The 24,085-nt window shown below is 63.1% G+C and carries 21 protein-coding genes; 15 read left to right on the plus strand and 6 right to left on the minus strand.

Translation table 11 applies throughout. From position 1 onward, the window contains the following. The first annotated feature begins 188 nt into the window (after positions 1–188). The gene (locus tag IEY62_RS15125; protein WP_189019272.1) at positions 189–1,118 is read left to right on the plus strand and encodes a type IV toxin-antitoxin system AbiEi family antitoxin domain-containing protein; all 930 of its coding nucleotides are present in this window, start codon (positions 189–191) and stop codon (positions 1,116–1,118) included. Positions 1,119–1,262: 144 nt separating this feature from the next. Here IEY62_RS15125 and IEY62_RS15130 read toward each other — a convergent pair whose 3' ends face one another. After that, complete coding sequence (locus tag IEY62_RS15130; protein WP_189019274.1) at positions 1,263–1,967, minus strand: queuosine precursor transporter; 705 nt, start codon at positions 1,965–1,967, stop codon at positions 1,263–1,265. A 250-nt stretch (positions 1,968–2,217) separates the two neighbouring features. On the opposite strand from IEY62_RS15130, the gene IEY62_RS15135 reads away from it, so the two are divergent. The 9 genes from IEY62_RS15135 to IEY62_RS15175 all read left to right on the plus strand — a co-directional run bounded on the left by IEY62_RS15135 (position 2,218) and on the right by IEY62_RS15175 (position 10,517). Beyond that, positions 2,218–2,883, plus strand: coding sequence for a TetR family transcriptional regulator (locus IEY62_RS15135; RefSeq protein ID WP_189019276.1), 666 nt, complete (start codon positions 2,218–2,220; stop codon positions 2,881–2,883). Continuing rightward, positions 2,880–3,779 (plus strand): TIGR01777 family oxidoreductase, encoded by a 900-nt coding sequence (locus IEY62_RS15140; RefSeq protein WP_189019278.1) that lies wholly within the window; start codon positions 2,880–2,882, stop codon positions 3,777–3,779. The genes IEY62_RS15135 and IEY62_RS15140 overlap by 4 nt, the downstream gene beginning before the upstream one ends. A 74-nt stretch (positions 3,780–3,853) precedes the next feature. Further along, entirely contained in the window at positions 3,854–4,261 is a 408-nt protein-coding gene (locus tag IEY62_RS15145; RefSeq protein WP_189019280.1) for a hypothetical protein, read from the plus strand. Further along, entirely contained in the window at positions 4,251–4,790 is a 540-nt protein-coding gene (locus IEY62_RS15150) for a hypothetical protein (protein WP_189019282.1), read from the plus strand. Before IEY62_RS15145 ends, IEY62_RS15150 begins: the two co-directional genes overlap by 11 nt. Positions 4,791–4,992: 202 nt before the next feature. Next, positions 4,993–6,396 (plus strand): MFS transporter, encoded by a 1,404-nt coding sequence (locus IEY62_RS15155; RefSeq protein WP_189019284.1) that lies wholly within the window; start codon positions 4,993–4,995, stop codon positions 6,394–6,396. A 196-nt stretch (positions 6,397–6,592) separates the two neighbouring features. Further along, positions 6,593–7,255, plus strand: coding sequence for a response regulator transcription factor (locus IEY62_RS15160; RefSeq protein WP_189019286.1), 663 nt, complete (start codon positions 6,593–6,595; stop codon positions 7,253–7,255). After that, positions 7,252–8,667, plus strand: a complete 1,416-nt coding sequence (locus IEY62_RS15165; RefSeq protein WP_189019288.1) for a sensor histidine kinase — start codon at positions 7,252–7,254, stop codon at positions 8,665–8,667. Before IEY62_RS15160 ends, IEY62_RS15165 begins: the two co-directional genes overlap by 4 nt. A 10-nt stretch (positions 8,668–8,677) precedes the next feature. Continuing rightward, complete coding sequence (locus IEY62_RS15170) at positions 8,678–9,637, plus strand: TAXI family TRAP transporter solute-binding subunit (protein ID WP_229785348.1); 960 nt, start codon at positions 8,678–8,680, stop codon at positions 9,635–9,637. A 43-nt stretch (positions 9,638–9,680) separates the two neighbouring features. Then, positions 9,681–10,517 carry a hydroxymethylpyrimidine/phosphomethylpyrimidine kinase gene (locus IEY62_RS15175; RefSeq protein WP_189019293.1) on the plus strand — a complete coding sequence of 279 codons (837 nt, stop codon included), beginning with the start codon at positions 9,681–9,683 and terminating at the stop codon, positions 10,515–10,517. An 86-nt stretch (positions 10,518–10,603) separates the two neighbouring features. Here the strand turns inward: IEY62_RS15175 and IEY62_RS15180 are convergent, their stop codons facing one another. Then, entirely contained in the window at positions 10,604–11,533 is a 930-nt protein-coding gene (locus tag IEY62_RS15180) for a cytochrome b/b6 domain-containing protein (protein ID WP_189019295.1), read from the minus strand. 302 nt (positions 11,534–11,835) lie between these two features. On the opposite strand from IEY62_RS15180, the gene IEY62_RS15185 reads away from it, so the two are divergent. Then, the gene (locus tag IEY62_RS15185; RefSeq protein WP_189019297.1) at positions 11,836–12,450 is read left to right on the plus strand and encodes a TetR/AcrR family transcriptional regulator; all 615 of its coding nucleotides are present in this window, start codon (positions 11,836–11,838) and stop codon (positions 12,448–12,450) included. A gap of 118 nt (positions 12,451–12,568) precedes the next feature. On the opposite strand, the gene IEY62_RS15190 is transcribed toward IEY62_RS15185, so the two are convergent. Then, the gene (locus IEY62_RS15190) at positions 12,569–13,981 is read right to left on the minus strand and encodes an MFS transporter (RefSeq protein WP_189019299.1); all 1,413 of its coding nucleotides are present in this window, start codon (positions 13,979–13,981) and stop codon (positions 12,569–12,571) included. A gap of 395 nt (positions 13,982–14,376) precedes the next feature. Beyond that, positions 14,377–15,891 (minus strand): XRE family transcriptional regulator, encoded by a 1,515-nt coding sequence (locus tag IEY62_RS15195; RefSeq protein WP_189019301.1) that lies wholly within the window; start codon positions 15,889–15,891, stop codon positions 14,377–14,379. A gap of 155 nt (positions 15,892–16,046) precedes the next feature. Here IEY62_RS15195 and aceA point away from each other — a divergent pair, with 155 nt between their 5' ends. Both aceA and aceB read left to right on the plus strand, forming a co-directional pair. Continuing rightward, the gene (gene aceA, locus IEY62_RS15200; protein WP_189019303.1) at positions 16,047–17,384 is read left to right on the plus strand and encodes an isocitrate lyase; all 1,338 of its coding nucleotides are present in this window, start codon (positions 16,047–16,049) and stop codon (positions 17,382–17,384) included. 207 nt (positions 17,385–17,591) lie between these two features. Next, positions 17,592–19,244, plus strand: coding sequence for a malate synthase A (gene aceB / locus IEY62_RS15205; protein WP_189019305.1), 1,653 nt, complete (start codon positions 17,592–17,594; stop codon positions 19,242–19,244). Positions 19,245–19,469: 225 nt separating this feature from the next. Here the strand turns inward: aceB and IEY62_RS15210 are convergent, their stop codons facing one another. Together IEY62_RS15210 and IEY62_RS15215 are read right to left on the minus strand one after the other, a co-directional pair. Next, the gene (locus IEY62_RS15210) at positions 19,470–20,663 is read right to left on the minus strand and encodes an MFS transporter (protein ID WP_189019308.1); all 1,194 of its coding nucleotides are present in this window, start codon (positions 20,661–20,663) and stop codon (positions 19,470–19,472) included. 85 nt (positions 20,664–20,748) lie between these two features. Then, positions 20,749–21,966 carry an ROK family transcriptional regulator gene (locus tag IEY62_RS15215; RefSeq protein ID WP_189019310.1) on the minus strand — a complete coding sequence of 406 codons (1,218 nt, stop codon included), beginning with the start codon at positions 21,964–21,966 and terminating at the stop codon, positions 20,749–20,751. A gap of 201 nt (positions 21,967–22,167) precedes the next feature. Here IEY62_RS15215 and IEY62_RS15220 point away from each other — a divergent pair, with 201 nt between their 5' ends. Both IEY62_RS15220 and IEY62_RS15225 read left to right on the plus strand, forming a co-directional pair. After that, positions 22,168–23,247, plus strand: coding sequence for a Gfo/Idh/MocA family protein (locus tag IEY62_RS15220; protein WP_189019312.1), 1,080 nt, complete (start codon positions 22,168–22,170; stop codon positions 23,245–23,247). Beyond that, on the plus strand, positions 23,244–24,041 hold the full coding sequence (locus IEY62_RS15225; protein WP_189019314.1) for a protease-associated domain-containing protein: 798 nt from the start codon (positions 23,244–23,246) through the stop codon (positions 24,039–24,041). Before IEY62_RS15220 ends, IEY62_RS15225 begins: the two co-directional genes overlap by 4 nt. Positions 24,042–24,085: the final 44 nt, after the last annotated feature.

The following is a 24,085-nucleotide window of genomic DNA, read 5'->3' on the forward strand; positions in this document are numbered from 1 at the left end:
AGATCGCGGATCCGGTGCCAAATCGCGGGTCCGGTGCCAAATCGCGGGTCCGGTGCCAAATCGCTGGAGCTGAACCGCGACCTCGCACGGCTCCCGCGTCCTCGGCATGACCACCGCGATCTCAAGCGTTTTCCACATAGCGGCAGCAGGGGCTGTCTTGGGGCTGACGCGCAGCCAAGGCTGGGTACATGAGCCAGAAACTTATGCCGACCCTCCCCCAGCTGGGAACACTGTGGCGCACACAGCAGCTCAACGAACTGGGACTTGGTTCACGCGCAATCGCCGGATTGGTCCGGAAGGGTGAGCTTCTCCGCGTACGCCAGGGATGCTACGTCCGAAAGGCGGCGTGGGACAAACAGCCGGTCGATGCCCGCGGCAAGCAACTGATCCACGCGCATGCTCACGGAACTCTCGCCACGTCCAACGGGGACTTCGTCTACAGCCATACCTCTGCTGCCCGCCTGCACGGCTTGTTCCTGTGGAACGTGGACCAGCTGATCCATGTCATTCTTCCCACCAACCCCTCCAGCGGCCGGCTTGGCAAGGATGTCCGCGGCCACAGGTTGCGGTTGCCAGCCTCCCAGATCGTCACGGTGGAGTACCTTCCCGTAACGGACCTGGAACGAACGGTGGTGGACTGTGCCATGACGTTGAGCTATCGGCAGGCGCTGATCATCATGGATCATGCGCTTCGGCTCGGAGCCGACAGGTTTCTCATGATGGCGCACGCCGGTGCCTTAACGGGACGCCGAGGAGTCACGACCCTGCGGAGATGCTTGGCCAATGCGGACCCCGCCTCCGAATCGGCAGGTGAGACGCTGTGCCGTGATCTGCTCCAGCGGCTCAAGTTACCGATGCCCGAGCCGCAGGTAGAGGTGCAAAGCCGGATCGGCCGCTACCGGATGGACTTTGCGTGGAAGAAGGAGAAGGTGGCCCTTGAGTTCGACGGAGAGGTCAAGTACTTCAAGTACGCCCGGACGGACCGGGTGATCTTTGAGGAACGACGTCGGGAGAAGGCACTCGTTGAAGACGGCTGGTTCTTCATCCGGGTGGAGTGGCGGGACCTGTTTCACGAACAAGAGTTCAAAGCGCGCGTTCTGAAGGCGCTCCGCCGGTGAGCTCAACGCCGACCGTGTGCGCTCCCATCATGCTGGGCCGCGAGATCGCCGAGCCTGTGCGAGGACGCGGGATCTAAGCGAGATCGCCGCTCTTATCCGGCGATCTCGCGCAGCTGCCGCGTACGCAGCACTGTTCCGGCGATCTCAGTTAACTCCGTAGCTCGGCTCACGCTTCTTGATCCAGCCAACGACCAACACGGTGATCGGTACGAACAGGAACTCCACGGCCGTCTTGTAGACGAAGCCCACCAGGACGTAGTTGACGAACGAGCCGGCGTCCGAGATACCAATGACCGACGCCGCGATGCTGCAGAAAATCAGGGTGTCCACGAACTCGCCCACCACCGACGAGCCCATGAGGCGGGCCCACAGGCTCTTCTCACCCGTGCGGGCTTTCATCTTCACCAGGATCCACGAGTTGATGGTCTGGCCAGCCAGGAAAGCAAGCAATGAGGCAAGCACAATCTGCGGCACCGGACCCAGAGCGCCTTCGATGGCTGCCTGCTTGGCGGTTCCGTACTCGTCGTTGAAGCCGGGAAGGATGATGATCACCCAGTAGCAGAGGGATGCGAACACGGAGAGTGCGAACGAGGTGATGATGGCCTTGCGCGCAACCTTGAAGCCGTAGACCTCGCTCATGACATCGCCCAGGATGTAGGCCAGTGGGAAGAGGAAGAACCCGCCGTCGGTGATGATCGGGCCAAGCACCACGCCCTTCGAGGCGCCGATATTGGACAGGATCAGCACCTCGGCCATCACGGCCAGCATGATGCCGAAGTACGGTGAACCGATCGAGGCGAAGCGGGGCGCAGGCTTGCTCAGCGTGCTGGAGCCGGAGGGCGAGGGCATGGGTCATCCATTTCGTAGTGGTTCGCGCAGGCACCCGGTTCCAGGGAGCCCCGCTGTATTAGCACTGTGGTTGGTGAGGCATGCAGCCCGGCACCGGTTCCATTCTCCCACTTATCCTCGCCCCCTCCCTCACACCCCACCCCCTTCAACCAACCCCTCCCTCACACCCCACCTCCACCCCGTTTTGAACACGTTCAAGAAAGTGCAATACTGATTTCTGAACACGTTCAAAACCCATAGGGAGCACCGCATGGCCGCTAAAAGTGAGCAGACCCGCCAACTGGTGGCCGACGTCGCGCTGAAGTTATTCCGCGAGATCGGCTTCGAAAAGACCACCATGCGCGCCATCGCCCAGGAAGCCGGGGTGTCGGTTGGCAACGCCTACTACTACTTCGCTTCCAAGGATGAATTGGTCCAGGAGTTGTACATCCAAGTACAGGATGAGCATGCAGTTGTCGCGGCGCAGGCCCTCGAAAATGTCCAGGACCTCGCGGGTCGCCTGAAGGCCGTGCTCCACACGGGCATCGACGTTATGACGCCGTACCACCAATTCGGTTCCGATTTCATAGCGACGGCGATTCGGCCGACGTCGCCCGTCAACCCGTTCGGCGAGGCGTCCACCGCCGCCCGGGACGCTTCGCTCGCGATCTTCCGTTCCGCCGTCGAGGGTTCCTCCCCCTCGGTCGCGAAGAAGCTGCGCGACGATCTGCCCGAGCTGCTGTGGCTTGCGTACATGGGCGTCGCCCTGTACTGGGTTTACGACAAATCCGAGGGCCAACGCCGCACGCGCAGATTGATCGACGGGGCGGCCCCGTTGATGGCTCGTGGCTTGTCGCTCGCGAAGATTCCCGGCGTCAGCAAGGTCTTCGACGACGTCCTCGGACTCGTCCGCAGTGTGAAGGAGGACCCCAAATGACCCGGACTGTGGTGATCGCGGGCGCCACCGGCTTCATCGGCAGCCACCTCCAGCGGCGGTTTCCTGAAGAGGGTTGGCAGATCCGGACCGTTGGGCGGGACGCTTCCGCTGACGCCCGCTGGAACGACGACGGCGCCATCGCCAAAGCGCTGGACGGCGCCGAACTGCTGGTGAACCTCGCCGGACGATCCGTGAATTGCCGCTATAACGAGCGCCACCGACGGGAGATTCTGGATTCCCGGGTTGTGACCACCCGGGCTCTGGGCCGGGCGATGGCTGTGTGCGCCGAACCGCCGCGGACCTGGATCAACTCAAGTACAGGCACAATTTACCGGCACGCTGAGGACCGTCCGCAGTCGGAATCTTCGGGTGAGCTGGGCAGCGGGTTCTCCGTAGACGTGGCGCGGGCTTGGGAAGACGAGCTGGCTGCGGCTGTTGTTCCGGAGACCCGGAAAGTACCGCTCAGGATTGCCATTGTGCTGGGAACCGGCGGTGGGGTCATGAGTCCTTTCCGGAACCTCGCGCGGCTGGGTTTGGGTGGGCACATGGGGCCCGGGACGCAGAAGTTCAGCTGGATCCATGTGGAGGACCTGTACCGGACGGTGTTGTTTGTCCACGAGCGGCCTGAGCTGACCGGCCCGGTGAACGCAGCATCGCCCTACCCCGTGGACAATCGGGAGCTGATGGCACTGGTTCGGCGGAGCTTTGGTGTTCCATTTGGCGTCCCTACGCCGTCGTGGATGCTCGAAGCCGGGTCTGTTCTCATCCGGACCCAGACCGAGCTGGTGCTGAAGAGCCGCTGGGTGGAGCCCCGGAAACTGCTCGACGCGGGCTTCGCGTTTGAGTACCCATCGTTGGCCGGTGCGCTCAATGAAATTGCCGCAGGGACCCGGTGAGGCCGGAAGAAGCGGGGACGCCGCGGCCTTACGGACCCAACGACCGTGTGGTGCTGGGCCGAAGAGGCCTGGTAGTGGGCGTTCTACTTTCTGATGTCGTGTTTTTTCTGGTGCAGGCATTCATCGGAGTCGTTCGAAGCCCACAACATGCCGAATATCAGCTTTCGTTCCTGCCCATCCTCGTAGTTTTTGGCGCGCTCCCTGTCTGCCTGGTGGCCTTCCCTACGGCGATACTGCTAGGAAGAGTGCTGCGCAACATTCGCAGCCAATGGGTTCACGTAGCGGCCTTTATCCTCGCAGGCGCTCTGGTGGGAAATCTGGTTGGCGCTTCCTTCACGGGGTGGACCTCGCACACTTTGATTCAAATGACAATACCTGCAGCGCTCGCGGCCGGCGTCGGACGGCTCTGCATTTGGAACCTGGTCATCGTGAACGACTTTCCCTCCCCAAGCGACGGTTCTACGGTGACCCATGAACGATGACAGTTGGGTGGATGAGTCCGAGTACGGGCTGGGGGCTCCTGGGTCGGGGAATAGCTGGCGATACGGATCGAAAGACCGGGTAGTGATCGGAGGCAGAAGCCTCGCTGTCGGCGTCGCGGTGGCCCATCCGACCTTCTGCCTGTTGCTTGCAGTCCAGTCACCGGGCGGCTGGGCACTCCTCTTCTTCATATACAGCCTGCTTCCAGTGTGGGTCGTAGGTCTTGCCGCCGGGTCTCTCCTGGGCTTGGTCCTGCGGCGTATCCCCAACCAGTGGATTCACGTGGCTGCCTTTTTCTTGGTTCCATTGCTCTTTTGCGCGCCCTTCGGCGGACTGTCGCCGAGCGGCGCGATTCACTTTTCGATGTCCATAGCCCTTGCGGCCGGCATTGGACGGCTCACCATCTGGAAGATCGTTCGCATCGACAAGCCCTACCGAGCAAGCGTCCCCGCCAATCCCCAGGGGAGTGAGCAAGCGTCCCCAGGTGCCTGCACGCGCCCCGGCCGGACCACACCGCACTACAAAACCTAAGGAAGTGTTAGGAAATCCGCTCCCACGTTGGTTGTGCCGTGCATCACCCATAGTTTGGAATACGTCCTCTTCACCCCCAAGAGGGCCTTTCTTAGTCAACGAAGAGCCATGCGCAAGGACGCCATGAGCACGAGCTTCATGGACAGAACGAACTCATGCAAGACACGGCTGCCACGTGCGCAGCCGCCAGGAAGGTTCATTGATGAGCACCCAACAAGCTGCACCTCTGAGCGAAGCCGCACAGACACGCAAAGCAGTGAGCAACATCCTCAAGGGCTCCGCGGGCAACCTAGTGGAGTGGTTCGACGTATACGTTTACACCGCATTTGCGGCGTATTTCCAGTCCCATTTCTTCAACTCCTCGGACGACCTCCAAGCCGGCCTTGAAGCGATGGCCGTCTTCTCGACGTCGTTCCTCATGCGCCCGATCGGCAGCTGGTTCTTCGGACGCTACGCGGACCGCAAGGGCCGTAAAGCCGCTCTCACACTCAGCGTGACCATGATGTCCGCCGGGTCGTTCGCCATTGCGATCATGCCCACCCAGGATGTCATCGGACTGTGGGCCATGATCCTCCTGGTCTTTATCCGCATGGTCCAGGGCTTCTCAGTGGGCGGCGAGTATGGAACCAGCGCCACGTACATGTCCGAAGCTGCCACGGCCAAGCGCCGGGGGTTCTTCTCCAGCTTCCAGTACGTGACACTGATCGGTGGCCAGATGCTGGCCCTCCTGGTACTCGTGATCCTGCAGAACACCATGAGCAAGGAAGACCTGACCGCATGGGGCTGGCGGATTCCGTTCGCCATCGGTGGTGTTGCTGCCCTGGTGGTGCTTTGGCTTCGTCGCTCGATGGAGGAAACCCTTTCTGCCGACCAGCTCCGCGCGGCGCACGTCAAGGTCGCCGGTGAGGCACAGCCCGGAACCATGAAGCTCCTGTTCACCAAGCACTGGAAGCCGCTGCTGATCTGCATCGGAATCACGCTCGGCGGCACCGTTGCGTTCTACACGTACACCAACTTCATCCTCAAGTTCATGAACGATACGTCCGGCATCGCCAAGACCGACACCTCCGTGATCAACTTCTGGGCGCTGTTCATCTTCATGCTCCTCCAGCCTGTTTACGGCATGCTCTCCGACAAGATCGGCCGGAAGCCGCTGCTGATCTGGTTCGGCGTGACCGGGGTTCTGTTCACCTGGCCCTTGCTCTCGGCGCTGGCTGGGACAAAGGATCCGTTCGTGGCGTTCCTGCTGATGTTCGGCGGTTTGCTCATGGTGGGTGGGTACACATCCATCAACGCGCTGGTGAAGGCTGAGCTGTTCCCCGCGTCCATCCGCGCCCTCGGTGTGGGCCTCGGCTACGCGATTGCCAACTCGCTCTTCGGCGGAACGGTTCCATTGATTGGCGCCGCGCTGCAGAAGTCGGGCCAGGTGGACATGTTCTTCACCTACGTCACCGCCGCAATCTTCGTCTCGCTGCTGGTGTACATCTTCGCCCTGAAGAACAAGAAGTCCACGCATCTGGATGCGGAGCAGGGCCACGCGTTCCTCGCCAAGGGCTCGGCTGAGGAAACCGACGACGGCGGCAAGAAGGATCGCGTCAACGCCTGACTTGGGTGCCTTGTGAGGCCCGCTCTGCGCACTTTGGATACTCCGAAAGGCGCAGAGCGGGCCTCACAACGTTAAGCTCTAGTAGCGGGCCCGAACAGCCAACCCCGCCAGCCAACCCTGCCAGCAACCCCCGCACCGAACCCCGCCAGCCAACCCTGCCAGCAAACCCAGTACCGAACCTCCGGAGGACCACACAGTGCACGTGCTCATCGTCGAGGATGACGACGCCATGGCCTCAGCCTTGAGCGCCGCCGTCGCCTCCGCCGGGCACAAGCACACCCGGGTCTCCAGGGGCGAGGACGCGCTGCTGGCCCACCGGCAGCACGAGGTCATCCTGCTCGATCTGGGTTTGCCGGACCTTGATGGCCTTGATGTCCTCCGGAAGCTCCGCCAGGTCACGCAGATCCCCATCCTGATCCTGACGGCCCGCGATGACGAACGCAGCGTGGTCCTCGGCCTCCGCTCCGGTGCGGACGACTACCTGGTGAAGCCCGTGAAACTCGTGGAGCTGCTGGCCCGAATCGAGGCAGTGACCAGGCGGACCAACCGCTCCGGACCGGAAGCTCCCCACACGATCGTTCTTGGTGAACTGGAAGTTGACCTCGATCGCCGCGTGGCAACAATCAACAACAAAGAACTGGCCCTCACAGCAACCGAATTCGACCTCCTGGGCCTCCTTGTCAGGAACGCCGGCTCGGTGGTCACCCGGGAACAGATCCTGGATGCCCTCTGGGGCGACGCGTTCCTTGCGCATTCGCGGTCCTTGGACGTCCACCTGACCGGCCTCCGGTCCAAACTGCAGATGCCTGGCTTCATCATCAATGTCCGTGGCGTCGGCTACCGCGTAGAGCAACCGTGAAACTCCGGGTCCTGGGCATCCTCAGCCTGCTGGTGGTGGTGATTGTGGTGACGGTGTCCAGCGTGATTCTGACATCGGCCAGCCGCGAGCTCACGCAGGAGCTGCAAATCAACCGGGTCGCTGCCCTGAATCGGTTCGCGCAGTTGGCCAGTGATGCCCTGGAGGACAACAACACCACCCAACTGCAGCGCGAGATGGACCGCTACGCCGAGCTTTATGGCGAGGGAACCCTGATCCACATGCAAGGGCAGACCATCCATTCCGGCGACCTTCGCGACGATCAACCGGAGGTCATGGACGCGCTCGGCAGCGCAAGCCTGAACCTGAGCGACACCACACTGAGTCCCGTCCGCGCCTTCGGGACGGGCAACGAGATCATCTCAAGGTCCTTCGGCACGGCCAGCCAGGTTCTCGGTGAGGTTGTCATGGAGGTAAACCTCGACGCCGCACGCCAGAAGCTACGGGAGCGGTGGCTCGTCGTCGTCGTTGCCGCCGTGGCGCTGGGCGCGCTGCTCCTGCTGGCCGCCGCCCGCATTACGGGCTGGGTGCTCCGCCCCGTCCAGCGGCTCAGCAAAGCCGTCCACGAGCTTGAAGCCACGGGCACAACCACCCAACTCCCCGAGGCCGGCCCGCCTGAACTGCGCGAACTCAGCCGCTCGTTCACCACCATGGCGCACACCGTAAGCGACAGCATGGAATCGCAACGGCGGCTCATCGCTGACACCTCACACCAGCTCCGTAATCCGGTGGGGGCGCTCCGCTTGCGGATCGATCTTCTGCAGCTTGCCTTGCGGTCGGAGCCCGAAAAAGCGGCCGCTGCGGGTGTCGTTGCGGAACTTGAACGCGTGGAGGGAATGCTCGACGGCGTGCTGAAGCTGGCCACCGCTGAACATCGTGCCTCTGCTGGGGCTGCCCGCGCAGATCAGGACGCAGGACACCAGCGCCTGACGGTCATCGACCCCTTTCCGGTCCTGCAAGGAGAGGCAGAACGAGCCACACCCTCTGCCCTTCAGGCGGGCGCCGGCATCACGCTTCTTGAACCAGCCCGGCCGATCACTATCGCCTGCAACCCCGAGGAACTCGCACACATGGTGGGTGAACTCCTGGCCAACGCCATCAAGTACGCCCCGGGCGCCAACATCACAGTGGCCACCGAACCCACCCCGGGCGGCACCGCCGTCGTGGTTTCCGACGACGGTCCCGGCCTCCCGGCCGATCAGCGCGCCGCGTCCACCACCCGGTTCTGGCGGGCGCCCCAGCACAGCAAGATCCCGGGCAATGGCTTGGGCATGACCATTGTGGAACGGTTGGCCGAGGCGAACGGAGCAAGGTTGGTGCTGGCACCCCGCGTGCCGCACGGGCTGACGGTACGCCTGGAATTCGTGCAGCCACAGGGCGGTTCCGATGCCTGAGCTCCGCACCATGACTCGCCGAAATGCGCTGAGGGCGGCCGTGACGTTCGGCCTGCTGGCCTCAACTGTCGGCTGCTCCGCGGAGGAACGGCCGCAGGAACTCACGGTGGCCGGTGGCGAATCGGGCGGTTTCTACCTTGAGTTCGCCACCCTGCTGGCGGACTTGCTGCAACGTGAGCGGATCGCTGACAAGGCGCGGGCTTTGACCACTGGCGGCAGTCTCGAGAACATTCAGCGGGTGTTGGCAGGCGAGGCGACCTTCGCCGTCGCCCTCGCCGATGCCGCAGCCCAACCCGCCGCCAACAGCCACAGCGAAGGACGCCTGATGGCTTTGGGAAAGGTCTACCAGAACTACGTCCACTGCATCGTGCGGGAGGACAGTACCATCCGGTCCTTCGCGGACCTTGCCGGCAAGACCGCGGCGGTGGGCGAAGTAGGCTCCGGAACCACCCTCACGGCCGGGAGGATCATCGCCGCGGCGGGGCTGGCACCGCAGTCCGCACCGCCCGGTCGAGCTCTGAAACAAATCAATCTGGGACTGAACCAGGCCATTGACGCGCTTGCCAATGGTTCCGTTGATGTCATGATCCAGTCCGGAGGGGTCCCCACGGCGCCCATTGCCTCTGCCGCCCAACGCTTTGGCATGCGGCTTCTTGATCTGTCCGGACTGATTCCCGCAACGCGTGCACAGTCGGGTTTCTTCTACGACCGGGTGTTGATCCCTGCCAACAGTTACGGAAACGCGCCCGCAGTCTGGACAGTCGGGGTGGCCAACCTGCTCCTGTGCCGAAGTGATCTGGCGGACCACGTTGTCCGGCAGACCGTGGAACTCCTGGTGGGAAAGGCCCAGGATCTGGTACCCAAGTCCAGTGCGGGGGTCCAGTTCCTCAGCCCCGAAACGCTGATCAACACCGCCGGGGTGCCGCTCCATCCGGCCGCCGAGGCGAGCTACCGGACGTTGCACGGCTAACCCCGTTTAGGAGCCAAACCGGAGCAACTGCCAAAATGGACACATGACTTCAGCCGTTGCCCCTGCCATTGCTCTGACCATCGCCGGCTCCGAAGCGACCGGTGGCGCCGGCGCGCAAGCGGACCTCAAGACCTTCCAGGAACTCGGAGTGTTCGGCATCGCGAACCTCACGTGCATCGTTTCCTTCAATCCGCAGGACAACTGGAACCACCGTTTTGTCCCGGTGGACCAGCAGGTCATCGCGGACCAATTGGAGGCGACGACGGCGGCATACGGTGCCGCTTCCGGCGCGCCGTCGGTTCTGGACACCGTGAAGATCGGCATGCTCGGAAGCCCGGCAACCATCAGCACGGTGGAGAAGGCTCTGACGGACGGCTCTTTCAAGCACGTGGTGCTGGATCCGGTGTTGATCTGCAAGGGCCAGGAGCCGGGCCACGCGCTGGACACCGACCAGGCGTTGAAGGCCCAGATCCTGCCTCTGGCTACTTTTGTCACTCCGAACCACTTCGAAGCCGAGTCGCTGTCCGGGCTCACCATCACGGACGAAGAATCTCTGAAAGCCGCGGCCATCCGCATCCACGAAATCAGCGGCGCTGCGGTCCTCGCCAAAGGTGGGGTGCGGTTGGAAGGCCCTGACGCCGTCGACGTCTATTACGACGGCGAGACGCTGGAAGTCCTGCGCGCAGCGAAAGTGGGCGAGGTGGCCGTGTCCGGCGCCGGTTGCTCGCTTGCCGCTGCTGTGACCGCAGAGTTGGCCAAGGGCGCAACCCCGCTGGAAGCTGCCCGGACTGCGAAGGCATTCGTGACCGCCGGTATCAAGAACCGCGTGGCCTCGGGGGCGCCTTTTGATGCGCTATGGCAGGGCGGGGCGTTGAGCTAACCCCTCTGGCATACGAAAAAGCCGCCCTGGAAAACTCTTCCGGGGCGGCTCTTCTTTGGGTTCAGAACCAGTCTTTTGATTGAGGACTAGCGTGAGACCTTGCCCATGAGCGAGGCAATGGGTCGCAGGAACAGAGGCCTGGCAAGGAACCAAGCGGCCGCCGTGAACACGATGGACGCTGCGAAGATGCCGAATCCCCACCAGCTGTAATCGTTGTTCGAGGCGTACATGTGGTTGAGATTGTTCAGCGCACCAGTGGCCAGCACCAGGGTTACGTGGACGATCACGAAAGCTACGAAGTAGATCATCACCGGGAAGTGGATCTTGCGGGCCAGTTCGATCGGGTAGAACTTATTGATCGCAGCCTTCTTGGGCCATGCTCCGGACATCCGGATGCCTGTAATGATGGCCAGCGGTGCGGCGATAAAGACGGTGATGAAGTACGTCAGCAGCTGGAGGCTGTTGTAGTTGTTCCAGCCGTTTTCAACAGGCCAGTTCAGCGAGGCGTACTGCAGGCCGGCTGAGACAGCGTTCGGGAAGACATCCCAATTGGTGGGGACGATCCTCAACCATTGGCCCGTGGCGAAGAGCAGAACGATGAAGATAATGCCGTTCAAAACCCAAAGAGCATCAAGTGTCAGATGGAACCAGAGGTCCAGGCTGATCTTGCTGGGTGCGTTTTTCGTTTTGATGAGGCCTTTGTTGTTCCTGGTCCAGTACGCCGGTGGACGGGTGGTGGTGCGCACCTGCCAGCCCGAACGGATGATCAGCACGATGAAGAACATGTTGAGGAAGTGTTGCCAGCCGAGCCAGGCCGGGAACCCCGTAGGTGTGCCTTCAGGGATTGCGGAATGGCCGGGATAGTCCGTCAGGAACTGCTGCACCGGCTGAAGGGTCCGGAGCCACTGCGCGAGGAGGACCAGAATCAGGGCCACCACCAAAGCTCCTGCGGTGACGACGACGGGCTTGAACCACCTGTTCGACGTGATCCCGGACGACTTGCTTGAAACGGACATCAGGCCGCGTTCCTCTCTGGCTTGGTTGGCTGCGACCAGTTGGCGCTATACAGCGATTCAACCAGTTGCAGCCCGACGGTGAAAACGGCACCCGGGTTTTGGGGCGTCCGACGTCAAAAATCGCAGCATTTGGATACACGCCGCAACATGCATTTCTAGAACAGACTTCCAGAATTATTTCCTGTGTTTTGTGGGTCAGTCAAGGCGTGCTGTTGGCTATGTGGATTCTTTGGGAGGTAGGATTCCAAAAAATAGCCGTTCGACACTCCGGTCCTTGTTCTGCCTGCGAGAGGAGGCCAAACGTGGTCCGCAAGACATCCGAAGCAGCCAGCACCGCAGGCTCTTGGCAATGGACCCGCACCGCCGCCACCCAACGCAACTTGCTGGACGCGGCCGCTGGTGTGTTCGTGGAGCACGGATTCACCGACGCGAGCATCTCGGACATCGTTTCCCGCGCAGGGTCGAGCGTCGGCAGCCTTTACCACCACTTCGGCGGCAAGACCGAGCTCTTCCTGGCCCTATGGAACGACTACCAGAATGAACACGAACGTCTGGTGGCTGCCGCAGTGGCCAAGGCCCGCAAAGCCGGCGAAGACGATCCCTTGACGCTTTTCAACGTCGGCAGCCGAAGCTACTTCGACTACACCTGGAAACACCGGGAGCTGGAGCGGGTGTTCATTGAAGGCGACACTCCCCCGGGCTTCGAGGTGTTGCGGCGCGAGCGCGGACGCGAATGGGTCCGGCAGAACTCGGTCCTGCTCGGCGCCAACGACGACACCCTCGGGCGGCTGACGGTGGCGGTGATTACCGACATCGTGACTGTTTCGGGCCAGGAAGTGGCGCTGAGTGCCACCAAGCGTGAGGCGGACGAGGTTGTTGAAGCTGCCGCCGTACTGGTGGGCCGGTTGGTCCGCTGAGCTTCACTCTCGGAAGCTCAGCGGGACCTGGTTCTCGCCATCCATGGGAGGATTCCATCGAGCCGCCCACGGAGCCATTGGACAGAGCTGTATTTCCGCCGGGCACTCGATCCGGATATCAGTGGGAGAAGTCCGCTGAGATTTCAGCGAGGGTTCGCCCCTTCGTTTCAGGTGCCAGCCATTGCGAGAGGATTGCACCGAGCAGCGCGACGGCGGCGGCTACCACCATGCTTGGGCCCATGCCGATGTTGCTGATTGCCCACGGCAGGGCAAAGGTACCGAGTGCGGCTCCGATGCGGCTGAATGCCGCGGAGAAGCCCATGCCGATGCCACGCAGGTGGCCGGGGAATACCTCGGCCGGATAGACCTGGGTCATCGTGGTGTAGCCGGCGTTGAAGAAGGAGAAGGCGAGGAACAGTACCAGCACGAGGATCGCTGGTGCATCCGCCCAGACTCCGATGACCAGCAGGATGCCTGCGCAGAGCCATTGTCCGGGCACGGTGAGGATCCGGCGGCCGAGCTTGTCAATCAGAAGTACGGTGGTGACCACACCTGCGGCCGCCAGTGCGGACAGGCCGACTCCACCGGCCCATCCCCCGCCGAAGCCGAACTGGGTGAGTACGTCGTCGGCGAAGGTCGCGATCGCGAAGTACGGGGTGACCGCGCAGAACCAAAAACCTGCAGTGAAGAGGGTGGTCCGCCAATACTGTTGCGAGAACAGCATTCCGATGGAGGCGCCCTTGATTTTGGTTTTGTTTTTTGCGGCCTGCGCCTCCTGGACCATCCTCAGGTTGATCTCTTCGGTGATGCTGTCGTGCATCTGGGGCGATTCGACGTATTTGCGTGCAATCGCGAGCGCTTCTTCACGCCGCCCCTTGGTAATGAGCCAGCTCGGCGATTCGGGGAGGCCCAATCGGGCGATGAACAGGACGAAGGCGAGTATGGTGCTGGTGCCGATGACCAAGCGCCAGGGGGTGCCGGCGTCGTGCAGCAGCGTGCCGATGATGAAGGCCATCATGAAGCCGACGTACCAGGCGATGAGAGTCAGCCCGAGCAATCGGCCGCGGAGCTTTGGCGGGGAGAACTCTGAGAGCAATGGCCCTCCGATTGAGTACTCGCCGCCGATCGCGACGCCCATGAGGAAGCGGATGGCGGCCAGTTGGATCACTGCCCCGTCTCCCGCGGTTACGAAGAATTGGGCCCCTGAGGCGACCAGGAACAGGCCCATGTCCACGAGGAACATGGGCTTGCGTCCGAACTTGTCAGTAGCCCAGCCAGCCAGCGGGGAGCCGACGAAGATGCCAACCAGGGGGCCCGCAGCGATCATGCCCAGCGATAGTGCGTCGAGCTGAAGCTCTGACCTCATGGGTCCTGTGACGGGCCCGATGATTCCAAGGATGTAGCCATCGAGGAACATCCCACCGATGAACACAGCAACAAGCCGCACCATGAAGCGGCGTTTGAACTTGGAGCTGGTGTCTTTTGGTGTGGAGGTGTCGACGGAGTCCGTCGTCCTGGTCGGATGGATCATTGAGATGTGTTCCCTTCTGGCTTCAGCGCAAACCGCTGACGGCACCAGAGCGCCGATTCGTATACAGACGGACAGCCGCAACCCCAGGCGACCGGTGGACGCTGCCGACTGGCGCGATGCCACTCGATATGGCAGCGCGGGACCCTCGGGATGATTCCGGCGTCGTCATGAGTCATTTGCTGTTCGAGAGGTAGACGGCAGGGCCTGGGTTTACGGCACCCTCGCGCCGACCCATCGAGATCAAAGCCTCGAATGGTGGTGGAGAAAATGTGACATATGACTCATATATCAGAACTCTAAGGGTGTGATGGGCTCCGGTCAAGAGGTTGAAGGCGAATGGTTGCGTCCGCGCACCCGTGCAGGTTCCGGCGCGAGCGAGCATCCCGCCCGTAGCGTCAGCGCTCGGAGTGAGCCGCCAGGAAGGAATACACCTCGGTCTCGTCGACGCCGGGGAAGGCACCCGGGGGCATGGCCGCGAGCAGGTGCGAGTGGGCCCGGGCGGAGGGCCACGCGTTGCCTGCCCACTCGTTGGCCAGGGAGGCCGGCGGCCGCTTGCAGCAGTTCGGGTCCGGGCAGTTGGACGTGGCACGGGCGGTGGTCTCACGGCCGCGGAACCACTTCACATGCTGGTATGGCACGCCAATACTCAGCGAGAACTCCCCGTTTGCCGAGCGTTCCGTCCGGGCCGTGCACCAGTACGTACCCGAAGGAGTGTCCGTGTATTGGCTGTAGGCGCTGAACTTATCCGGCACGTCGAACACCGCACGCGAGGTCCACGCCTTACACGATGGCTGCCCCTCGATGGCCCCCGTGTGGTCTTGGGGGAACGCCACGCCGTCGTTCTCGTAGGCCTTGTAGATGATGCCCGACTGGTGTGTCTTCTGGAAGTGTGTGGTGATGCCCAGATGCTTGGTTGCCAGGTTGGTGAAGCGGTGCGCGGCGGTCTCGTAGGACACGGCGAAGGCGTCGCGGATGTCCTCCACCGCGATTTCCTTGGCCGCCTTGGCCTTCTGGAGGAATTCGACCGTGGCCTGCTCCGGCAGCAGCAAAGCCGCGGCGAAGTAGTTGGTGGCCACCCGCTGCGCCAGGAAATCCCCGTAGTTCCGCGGAGTTTCATGCCCCAGGACGTAGTGGCCCAATGCCTGCAGGAGGACCGAGCGGGGGTCGTGATCCTGCCGTTGGTTCTGCGTCAGGTAAATTCTGCGGTTCTTCAAGTCGGTCACCGAGCGCGTGGAGTGCGGCAGATCGCCCACGTGATGGAGCGAAAACCCGAGGTTCTCGGCGATGTCCGCAATGACGTGCTGGCTGAGCGGACCCGTGGTGTAGCCAACCCCTTTGAGGACCTTCTGCGCTTCGGCCTCATACTCGGGGAAATAGTTACCGCGCTCGCGCATCATGGCACGCAACTCGCCGTTCGCGCGGCGGGCTTCTTCCGGCGTCGCGACCTGCTCATTAAGTTTGCGTTCGAGCTCCTGAAGCAACCCCACCTGCGACTCCAGCACATCCAGCGGAAGCCTTGAGCTGACGCGGATTTTGGGCAGGTTCAGCGACTCGTAGAGCGGCCCGCGCTGGTACCGTTCCAGTTCGATTTCCAGGGCCGCGCGACGGCTGGGCGGCTCCGCCCCGAGCAGCTGATCGATGCTCACGTTGAGCGACGCAGCGAGCTGCTGCAGCAACCCCAGCTTGGGTTCGCGCTTGCCGTTTTCGATCAGGCTCAGCTGGCTCGGCGCGGTCCCGACGGCGGCACTCAAGTCGTCCAGCGTCAGTCCGGCCTGCTTGCGCAGATGGCGCACGCGGCGGCCAAGGCTGATGACGTCCAGTTCAGGGGACGCAGGGGACAACGACGGCGACGCGACTTCACGATTCCAGCTCACAGGCGACATTTCTTGAGAATACGCGAAGAAGTGCATTTCTTTCCATAGTTTTCCTCTAGTAAGTCCATTGGAAGTGCAGAAAAGTAAGTCTTACGAAAAAGAAATACAGATCCCGGGTAAGCCGGCCGATGCAGCAAAGGCGCAGCGGAGGCCGGCCCGGGGAGCCCCGCTTGGATATTAGGAGACATGCAATGACCGCATCGTTTGAACCAGCAGAATCCGCACAGACTGCAGAGCAGCAGGCAGCAGCGCTGGAACTTGAATGGTCCGCCAACCCGCGGTGGGAAGGCGTCACCCGTGATTACTCGGCCACCGACGTCGTCCGTCTCCGTGGTCGCGTCTCCGAAGAGCACACCCTGGCCCGCCGCGGTTCGGAGAAGCTGTGGAAGCAGCTCACCGAGGAAGCTCCCACCGGCGGCTACACCAATGCTCTGGGCGCGCTGACCGGCAACCAGGCCGTTCAGCAGGTCAAGGCCGGCCTCCGCGCCATCTACCTTTCCGGTTGGCAGGTGGCCGCTGATGCCAACCTTTCGGGCCAGACCTACCCGGACCAGTCCCTGTACCCGGCCAACTCGGTACCCCAGGTAGTCCGCCGCATCAACAACGCCCTGCTCCGCGCAGACCAGATCGAGTATGCCGAGGGCGTCAAATCCGTTGAAGACTGGCTGGTCCCGATCGTCGCCGACGCCGAAGCCGGCTTCGGTGGCCCGCTGAACGCCTACGAACTCATGAAATCCATGATCACCGCCGGCGCCTCCGGTGTTCACTGGGAAGACCAGCTCGCATCGGAAAAGAAGTGCGGCCACCTGGGCGGCAAGGTCCTGATCCCCACCCAGCAGCACATCCGGACCCTGAACGCAGCCCGCCTGGCAGCCGACGTCGCCGGCACCCCGACGGTGGTCATCGCCCGTACCGACGCCGAAGCAGCAACCCTGATCACCTCCGACGTTGACGAGCGGGACCAGGAATTCATCCTCCGCGAAGGGGGACAGCCGGTTCGTACCGCTGAGGGCTTCTACAAGGTCCGTAACGGAATCGAACCCTGCATCGCCCGCGCCAAGGCCTACGCACCGTACTCCGACCTCATCTGGATGGAGACCGGCACTCCGGACCTGGAACTGGCCCGCAAGTTCGCCGAATCGGTCAAGGCCGAATTCCCGGACCAGATGCTCTCCTACAACTGCTCCCCGTCCTTCAACTGGCGCAAGCACCTGGATGACACCACCATCGCCAAGTTCCAGCGCGAACTCGGTGCCATGGGCTTCACCTTCCAGTTCATCACCCTGGCCGGCTTCCACGCCCTGAACTACTCGATGTTCGACCTCGCCCACGGCTACGCCCGTGAAGGCATGAGCGCCTACGTCGAGCTCCAGGAAAAGGAATTCGCCTCCGAGTCCCGCGGCTACACCGCCACCAAGCACCAGCGCGAAGTCGGCACCGGCTACTTCGACGACATCGCAACCGCGCTCAACCCGAACGCATCCACCCTCGCACTGGTCGGATCGACCGAAGAGGGCCAGTTCCACTAATCAACATCCGACGGCGGTTGTCGCCTCCGGCCTGCGGACCGGTACCGCTCTGCCTGCTATTCCCCGCGTCCCGGTTTCGACCTCGCTGAGCGAGGCCGGACCGGGACGCAGGGCCCCTTTTGCGCAGGCTGCCGCGGCACCGCACCTCCGGCCTCGTGGGCACCTCACGTAAGTGCCGCCGTCGAACATATTCTTAGGAGTCTTGAAATGAACAGCTTCACTGACAACTTCACTATCAATGGCATCACCATCACCGCGCAGCCCATTTGCCGTCAGAACGAGGTCCTCACGCCGGACGCGTTGGAGTTCGTCGGCAAGCTGCACCGCGCTGTCGCTGACCGTCGTCAGGAGCTGATGCAGGCAAGGCATGCGCGGCGCAACGCGATCTCCGGTGGCCAGGATCCGCGTTTCCTGCCCCAGACCGAAGCGATCCGGAACGACCCGTCGTGGCGCGTGGCTCCCCCGGCTCCGGGGTTGGAGGACCGCCGTGTGGAGATCACCGGTCCGGTGGACAAGAAGATGACCATCAACGCCCTGAACTCCGGGGCGAAGGTGTGGCTGGCTGACATGGAAGACTCGTCCACACCGACGTGGCGCAACGTCATCCAGGGACAGCTGAACCTGACAGACGCACTGGAGCGCCGGATCGATTTCACGTCTCCTGAGGGCAAGGAATACAAGCTCAAGGCTGCCGAGGACCTGCCCACCATTGTGGTCCGTCCCCGTGGTTGGCACCTGCCGGAGAAGCACATGCTGATCGACGGCAAGCCGATCGCCGGCGGCATTGTGGACTTCGGGCTCTACTTCTTCCACAATGCCCGCCGCCTGCTGGCCCAGGGCAAGGGCCCGTACTTCTACCTGCCGAAGATTGAGAACCACCTCGAGGCACGGCTGTGGAATGACATCTTCGTCCTGGCCCAGGATCTGCTCGGCATCCCGCAGGGCACCATCCGCGCCACGGTGTTGATCGAGACCATCACGGCAGCGTTCGAGATGGAAGAGATCCTCTACGAACTGCGGGACCACGCGAGCGGTTTGAACGCCGGGCGCTGGGACTACATCTTCTCCCTGATCAAGAACTTCCGGACCCGCGGACCGCGCTTCGTACTCCCGGACCGCGGCCAGGTGACAATGACCCAGCCGTTCATGCGGGCCTACACCGAGCAACTGGTCCGGGCCTGCCACCGCCGTGGCGCCATGGCGATCGGTGGCATGGCTGCCGCTGTTCCCAACCGCAAGGACGAAGCAGCGAACCAGGCTTCGTTCGAGAAGGTCCGCGCCGACAAGACCCGCGAAGCCAACGACGGCTTTGACGGCTCCTGGGTGGCCCATCCGGACCTGGTGCCGGTATGCCGCGAAGTGTTCGACTCAGTTCTCGGAGACCGGCCCAACCAGCTGGACCGCTCCCGCGAGGATGTCACCCCGGATGATCGTGCCCTGATCGACATCGCCAGCACCGAGGGCACAATCACCGAGGGCGGCGTCCGCCTGAACATCGAGGTTGGCATCCGCTACATCGAGTCCTGGCTGCGGGGCAACGGGGCTGTGGCCATCCACAACCTCATGGAAGACGCCGCAACCGCGGAGATCTCCCGGTCCCAGTTGTGGCAGTGGATCCACTCCCACGCCATCACTGACCAGGGCGACATCATCACCCGTGAGTGGGTGGAGGACATGCTGGATGAGGAATTCGCCCGCCTGGAACGCTTCGACGGGGATCGCTTCGCTGACGCCCGTGCCATCTTCGAAGAAGTCACCCTGGCCGAGGAATTCCCCACCTTCCTCACCATCCCCGCCTACGCCCGTTTCCTCACCGAGGCCCGTGAAGAGGCCACGGAGGAGGAACTCGTCGCCGCCTAGCTGTCTGGTAGACGAAACAACTGAGCCCCAACGCTGGGCTGCCTGCACTCTTCGCAACAAGTGACCCCGATGGTCGGGGAGGCAGCCCAGCAGCGGAACATCCACCCAAGTAGGTCGCAGATCAGGTCGTTCCCAGCGCTGGGAGCGACCTGATCTGCGACCCACTTGGGAGAGCACGACGGCGGCATTCACCCGCGCGGCCAGCTCACCGCCCGCGCGGCGCACCTAGCGCTGCCGGGCCACCCACCGCACGGACAACGTAGTGCACACACAGAACGCGAGCACCGAGCCGAGGATTACGAACAGCGGAACCGTCCAGCCGTCGGAAACACTGTGCACGTAGCCAACAACCGTCGGAGCCAGCGCAGCGAAGCAGTAACCGACACCCTGCACCACCGCGGACATCTTCCCAGCGGCGGCCTGCGAACGGGCGAACTGGATGATCGCTATGAAGATCACCGTGATCCCGCCGCCCTGGGCAACGCCACCCATCGAGGACCACAGCCACCACCACGAAGGCGCCAGCAACAAGCCAACGGGAACCGTCAACCACAGCGCGCTCAAGGTGACGGCCACCGTCGTCGTGCTGGTGAAACGGGCCAGGAGCGGGACGCCCAAGCCGCCCACAATCGCGAAAATCTGAAACAGCGAAGAACCTGCCCCGGCCTCGGCCGTGCCCATGGCGAGTTCGTCGGACAGGAAGCTCGGCAGCCACGCGGTGACACCGTAGTAGGAGAACGCCTGGCCGGCGAAGCCGAGCGTCAAACCAACGGTCAGCCAGCCCACTCCCGAAACACGCCCCGCCCCTGACGGCGCGGGGGCCACAACAGCAGCCGGCACAAAAGCCTGCCTCGCTCCCACAGTTGGTACCCAGAACAGGATCGCGGCCAAAGCCAGCAGAGCACTGGCGGCCAGTGAAAGCCGCCAACCCACCAACTCAGCCAAAGGGGCCGTGGCCACAGAGGTGAGGAACGAGCCGATGTTCAGGGCCGCGGTGTACACGCCCATTGCTGTGGCTTGCCGTCTGGGCACAAAGTCGCGGCGGATGATCAGTGGCACGGCGATGTTGCCGATGGTGATCGCCACGCCAATGACCACCGTGCCTGCCATCACCAGCGCACCGCCCCCGCTGGAGCGGATCACCACGCCGGCAAGCACGCCGAGCAAGGTGAGCATGACCGCGAATTCGGCGCCAAGGCGGCGTCCGGCCAAGGAGGCCAACGGCGAGGCCAGGGAGAAGCAGAGCACCGGGATGCCTGTCAGCAGTCCGAGTTCCACCGGGGAGAAACCAAGATCCTGCCGGAGCAGGTCCACAACGGGCGCCACGGCGACGAAGGGGCCGCGCATGTTCAGGGCAATCAGCCCAATGCACGCGAGGATCAGCCAACCTCGGGGAACTTTCGCGAGGAACTGGCTCATGGTGTGGACCGGAAAATGACAGGAAGCGTTTTCATCAGTTTCATTGCTATCACGCCCCCGGCCGCCCCACGGCATCCATGAAGGCTTAGCCTGTCGCTTGGAGTGTGGCCTCAATCACCGCGGGTGAAAGAACGTACTGGGTCACCATCTGGCTGGCGCCGAGGATGGCCGAGCGATCTCCGGCCATGGAAATGCCGATCCGAAGATGCGTGGTGGCCAACGGCAGCGACCGCCGGTAGACCACCTCGCGGATGCCGGCCACCAAGTGTTCGCCGGCCTCTCCCACGCTGCCGCCAATAATGATCATGGAGGGGTTGAGCAGGTTGACCACGGTTGCCAGAACATCTCCGACGTCCCGTCCTGCCTGCCGCAACGCTTGGATCGCTTGGAGGTTTCCCTCTCCCACGAGCCGCAGGACATCTGCACCGTTACTGACTTCCAGCCCTTGCGTTTGCAGTTGGCGCGCGACGGCGGGCCCCGAGGCGAGCGCTTCCAGGCACCCGTAGTTGCCGCAGCGGCAGAGGACGTCATCGCCACGCGGCACCCGGACGTGGCCAAGATCGCCGGCGGTGCCGTTGGCGCCCCGCTGCAGCTCACCGCTGCTGATGATGCCGGCACCGATGCCGGTGGCCACCTTGATGAACAGGAAGTTGTCGTGATCGGGCCAGTACGCGGTCCGCTCACCCAGGGCCATGATGTTGACGTCGTTGTCCACCAGAACGGGGACAGGCAGCGAGCGCTGGACGTAAGTGACGACGTCGAATCCGTCCCAGCCCGGCATGATCGGCGGCTTCACGGGCCGTCCTGTGTCGTGTTCCACCGGCCCGGGCAGGCCAATGCCAATCCCGGCGAGGTCGCCCGGCTCCCGTCCGGCTTCGGCAAGCAGCTCCCGCCCCGCTGAAACAACACGGCCCAGGACCACTTCGGGACCGTCGGCCACTTCCTGTCCGAGCCGGCGCTCCGCCAGGATGCTGCCCCCGAGGTCGGTGACGGCAACAATCAGGTGGGTCGCTCCGACGTCGACCGCCAGCACGACGCGCGCGGCGGGGTTGAAGGCAAAGCGCGACGGCGGCCTGCCGCCGCTGGAGCTTGCCTCACCGGCTGGCCCGACCAGGCCGGAGTTGATGAGGGCGTCGATGCGGGAAGCGACGGTGGAGCGGGCAAGTCCGGTGGTGAGGGCAAGTTCGGCGCGTGTCCGGGCTTGGCCGTCGCGGAGGAGTTGGAAAAGATCACCAGCGCGCGACAAGTTGCCGGCCTCCAAGACCAAGGTGTTTCCGGCGTCGTTTCCGGGTGCTGGTGTCATGCATTTAGTGAAGCACGATTGCTTATGCATGTCATGCAATGAAAGTTTGTCGGCCATTTTTCAACTTTTGCTTGACGATCGACAAAAGTCCCCCTAGGTTGTGATGAGCAGCACATCAAGACGTTCGATGTTGGGAATCCACAGCATTGGTCCCTCCCGTTCCGCTCATGCGCCAGTCCGCTTACGAAGAGGTAACTGAACTTGTCCAGCCATACAGACGCCACCCGAATCCTGGGCGTTGGCATCCTCGGCGCCGGCCCGGTCACGCAGGCCATCCACTTGCCATCCCTGGCGCGTTTGGGCCACATCCTGGCTGTCCGCCACATCATGGACGTCGACCCCACCGTGGCTGAGTCCGTTGCCGCCCGTGTCGGTGCCGCCCACAGCACCAGCATCGACGCTCTCCTTGGCGACCCGGATGTGGACATCGTGGCCATCTGCAGCCCTCACCAGTTCCACGCCGAGCAGGTCATCGCTGCGTGCCGCGCCGGGAAGAAGGCTGTCCTTTGCGAGAAGCCCTTCGCCATGAACGCCGACGAAGCCGCCCGCATTTCCGCCGTCAGCCAGGAAACAGCGGTGCCGATCATCGTCGGAGCCATGCACACCTTCGACCCCGGCTGGATTGCGGCAAGCGAGGACTGGGGAGAACTTCCGGAGCATGCACACACGATCCGCTCCTCCATTGTCCTCCCGCCCAACGCACGGTTTGAGGACTTTGCCACCGAGATCATCACCCGTCCCGCCGGAGCCGCACCAGACTACTCGGACCCCGAGGTCATCAAAGGAGCACTCCGCGGCGGGGTCATGGGGCTCGCCATCCACGACCTCCCCCTGATTCGCAGATTCACGCCGGACTTCAAGGACGTCGAAGTGCTTGAAGCGCGCCATGTTCGCCCGTTCGGTTACGTCATCTCCCTCCGAACCCCAACGCGCAGCATTGAGCTCCGCGCGGCCATGAACAACACATGGAAGCCCGAATGGAGCTTCGAAGCCGTGTCCGACGACGCGGCCCTCCGCATCGACTTCACACCGTCGTACGTCCAGGCCGGTTCCGCCGTTGCCACTCTGACCCAAGGCACACGCACCACGGTGCACGGCCCCTTTGAGCACAACGGTTACGAAGGCGAATGGCGCGAACTCGCCGCCCTGGCAACAGGGGAGAAACAGCCCCCATCGGCGCAATCCCTGATCGACGATCTCACTTTTGCCCTGGACATCGCCGAGGCCACGGTGACCCACGTTGATACCCGGAACGCTGTTGTCGAAGGAGCGCGCGCATGAGTCAGTACACTGTCCGTGCGACGCCCGAAGCCCGGGAAGCCGGCGCCATCACCCTTTCCGTTGCTTCGCTTCCTGAATCATTCGGTCCCGCCGGAGACTACGACAACGCCCACGTCCATGCCATTGCGGGCCACGCAGGTTGGACTACGGAAGCTGCCCGAGCCATCTCAGCGGGAGCCCGCGGTGTGGTTGTGGTAAATCCCGCACCGGAAGACACCGATGACCTGGACGATGCCGCGCAACAAAACGGCACCGTGGTGGTCCTCGACCAGCGTTGGGCGTCCAACCCCGCCGCGACGGCAGCAGAAGTGGCAGTGCGGTCCATGGCCGGTCGCGCCGCGGTCCTCGACGTCGTCGCTACCGCTCCGTTGGGAACCGACATCGGAGCGTTGATCGCTGACCAACTCGCCGCCGTCGTCCGTCTCGCCGGACCGCTGGGAAACCTGAAACTCCTGGACCGCAGACAAAACGGCTACACCGCGACGGCAGTACTCGCCAACGGCGCGCCGGTGGCACTGCAGGGAATCATTTCCGACGCCCGGCCCGCAAGCGTCAACATCACCATGCTGACTGACGACGGCGGCGCCAGGGTCACGCTGCCGGATCCCGTGGCAGCCTGGCCGGCGACTGTCAAAGTCACAGGCCCGCAAGGCGAGCTGCTTGTCCCAACGATCTACGAATCCGCTCATCGCACCACTTGGCGCCGGCTCAAGGAACACCTCGACGCCGGCACCCTCCCCTCCGATCTGCGGCAATTCGCTGCGGTTTCGGAAGCCATCGCAAGTCTCACCTGAAACACCCGCACATCCGTTCCACCAGCCATTCAGTATCCGTTGCC

It is taken from the genome of Paenarthrobacter histidinolovorans, from assembly GCF_014647595.1.
Taxonomy (GTDB): Bacteria; Actinomycetota; Actinomycetes; order Actinomycetales; family Micrococcaceae; genus Arthrobacter; species Arthrobacter histidinolovorans.

What these genes read in the sequence shown, in the direction of transcription:
- IEY62_RS15150 (WP_189019282.1), top strand. Translation starts at nt 4,251, where the DNA reads ATGAACGATGACAGTTGGGTGGATGAGTCCGAGTACGGGCTGGGGGCT.
- aceA (WP_189019303.1), top strand. Translation starts at nt 16,047, where the DNA reads ATGACCGCATCGTTTGAACCAGCAGAATCCGCACAGACTGCAGAGCAG.
- aceB (WP_189019305.1), top strand. Translation starts at nt 17,592, where the DNA reads ATGAACAGCTTCACTGACAACTTCACTATCAATGGCATCACCATCACC.
- IEY62_RS15125 (WP_189019272.1), top strand. Translation starts at nt 189, where the DNA reads ATGAGCCAGAAACTTATGCCGACCCTCCCCCAGCTGGGAACACTGTGG.
- IEY62_RS15225 (WP_189019314.1), top strand. Translation starts at nt 23,244, where the DNA reads ATGAGTCAGTACACTGTCCGTGCGACGCCCGAAGCCCGGGAAGCCGGC.
- IEY62_RS15210 (WP_189019308.1), bottom strand. Translation starts at nt 20,663, where the DNA reads ATGAGCCAGTTCCTCGCGAAAGTTCCCCGAGGTTGGCTGATCCTCGCG.
- IEY62_RS15140 (WP_189019278.1), top strand. Translation starts at nt 2,880, where the DNA reads ATGACCCGGACTGTGGTGATCGCGGGCGCCACCGGCTTCATCGGCAGC.
- IEY62_RS15215 (WP_189019310.1), bottom strand. Translation starts at nt 21,966, where the DNA reads ATGACACCAGCACCCGGAAACGACGCCGGAAACACCTTGGTCTTGGAG.
- IEY62_RS15195 (WP_189019301.1), bottom strand. Translation starts at nt 15,891, where the DNA reads ATGCACTTCTTCGCGTATTCTCAAGAAATGTCGCCTGTGAGCTGGAAT.
- IEY62_RS15135 (WP_189019276.1), top strand. Translation starts at nt 2,218, where the DNA reads ATGGCCGCTAAAAGTGAGCAGACCCGCCAACTGGTGGCCGACGTCGCG.
- IEY62_RS15155 (WP_189019284.1), top strand. Translation starts at nt 4,993, where the DNA reads ATGAGCACCCAACAAGCTGCACCTCTGAGCGAAGCCGCACAGACACGC.
- IEY62_RS15170 (WP_229785348.1), top strand. Translation starts at nt 8,678, where the DNA reads ATGACTCGCCGAAATGCGCTGAGGGCGGCCGTGACGTTCGGCCTGCTG.
- IEY62_RS15180 (WP_189019295.1), bottom strand. Translation starts at nt 11,533, where the DNA reads ATGTCCGTTTCAAGCAAGTCGTCCGGGATCACGTCGAACAGGTGGTTC.
- IEY62_RS15130 (WP_189019274.1), bottom strand. Translation starts at nt 1,967, where the DNA reads ATGCCCTCGCCCTCCGGCTCCAGCACGCTGAGCAAGCCTGCGCCCCGC.
- IEY62_RS15190 (WP_189019299.1), bottom strand. Translation starts at nt 13,981, where the DNA reads ATGATCCATCCGACCAGGACGACGGACTCCGTCGACACCTCCACACCA.
- IEY62_RS15175 (WP_189019293.1), top strand. Translation starts at nt 9,681, where the DNA reads ATGACTTCAGCCGTTGCCCCTGCCATTGCTCTGACCATCGCCGGCTCC.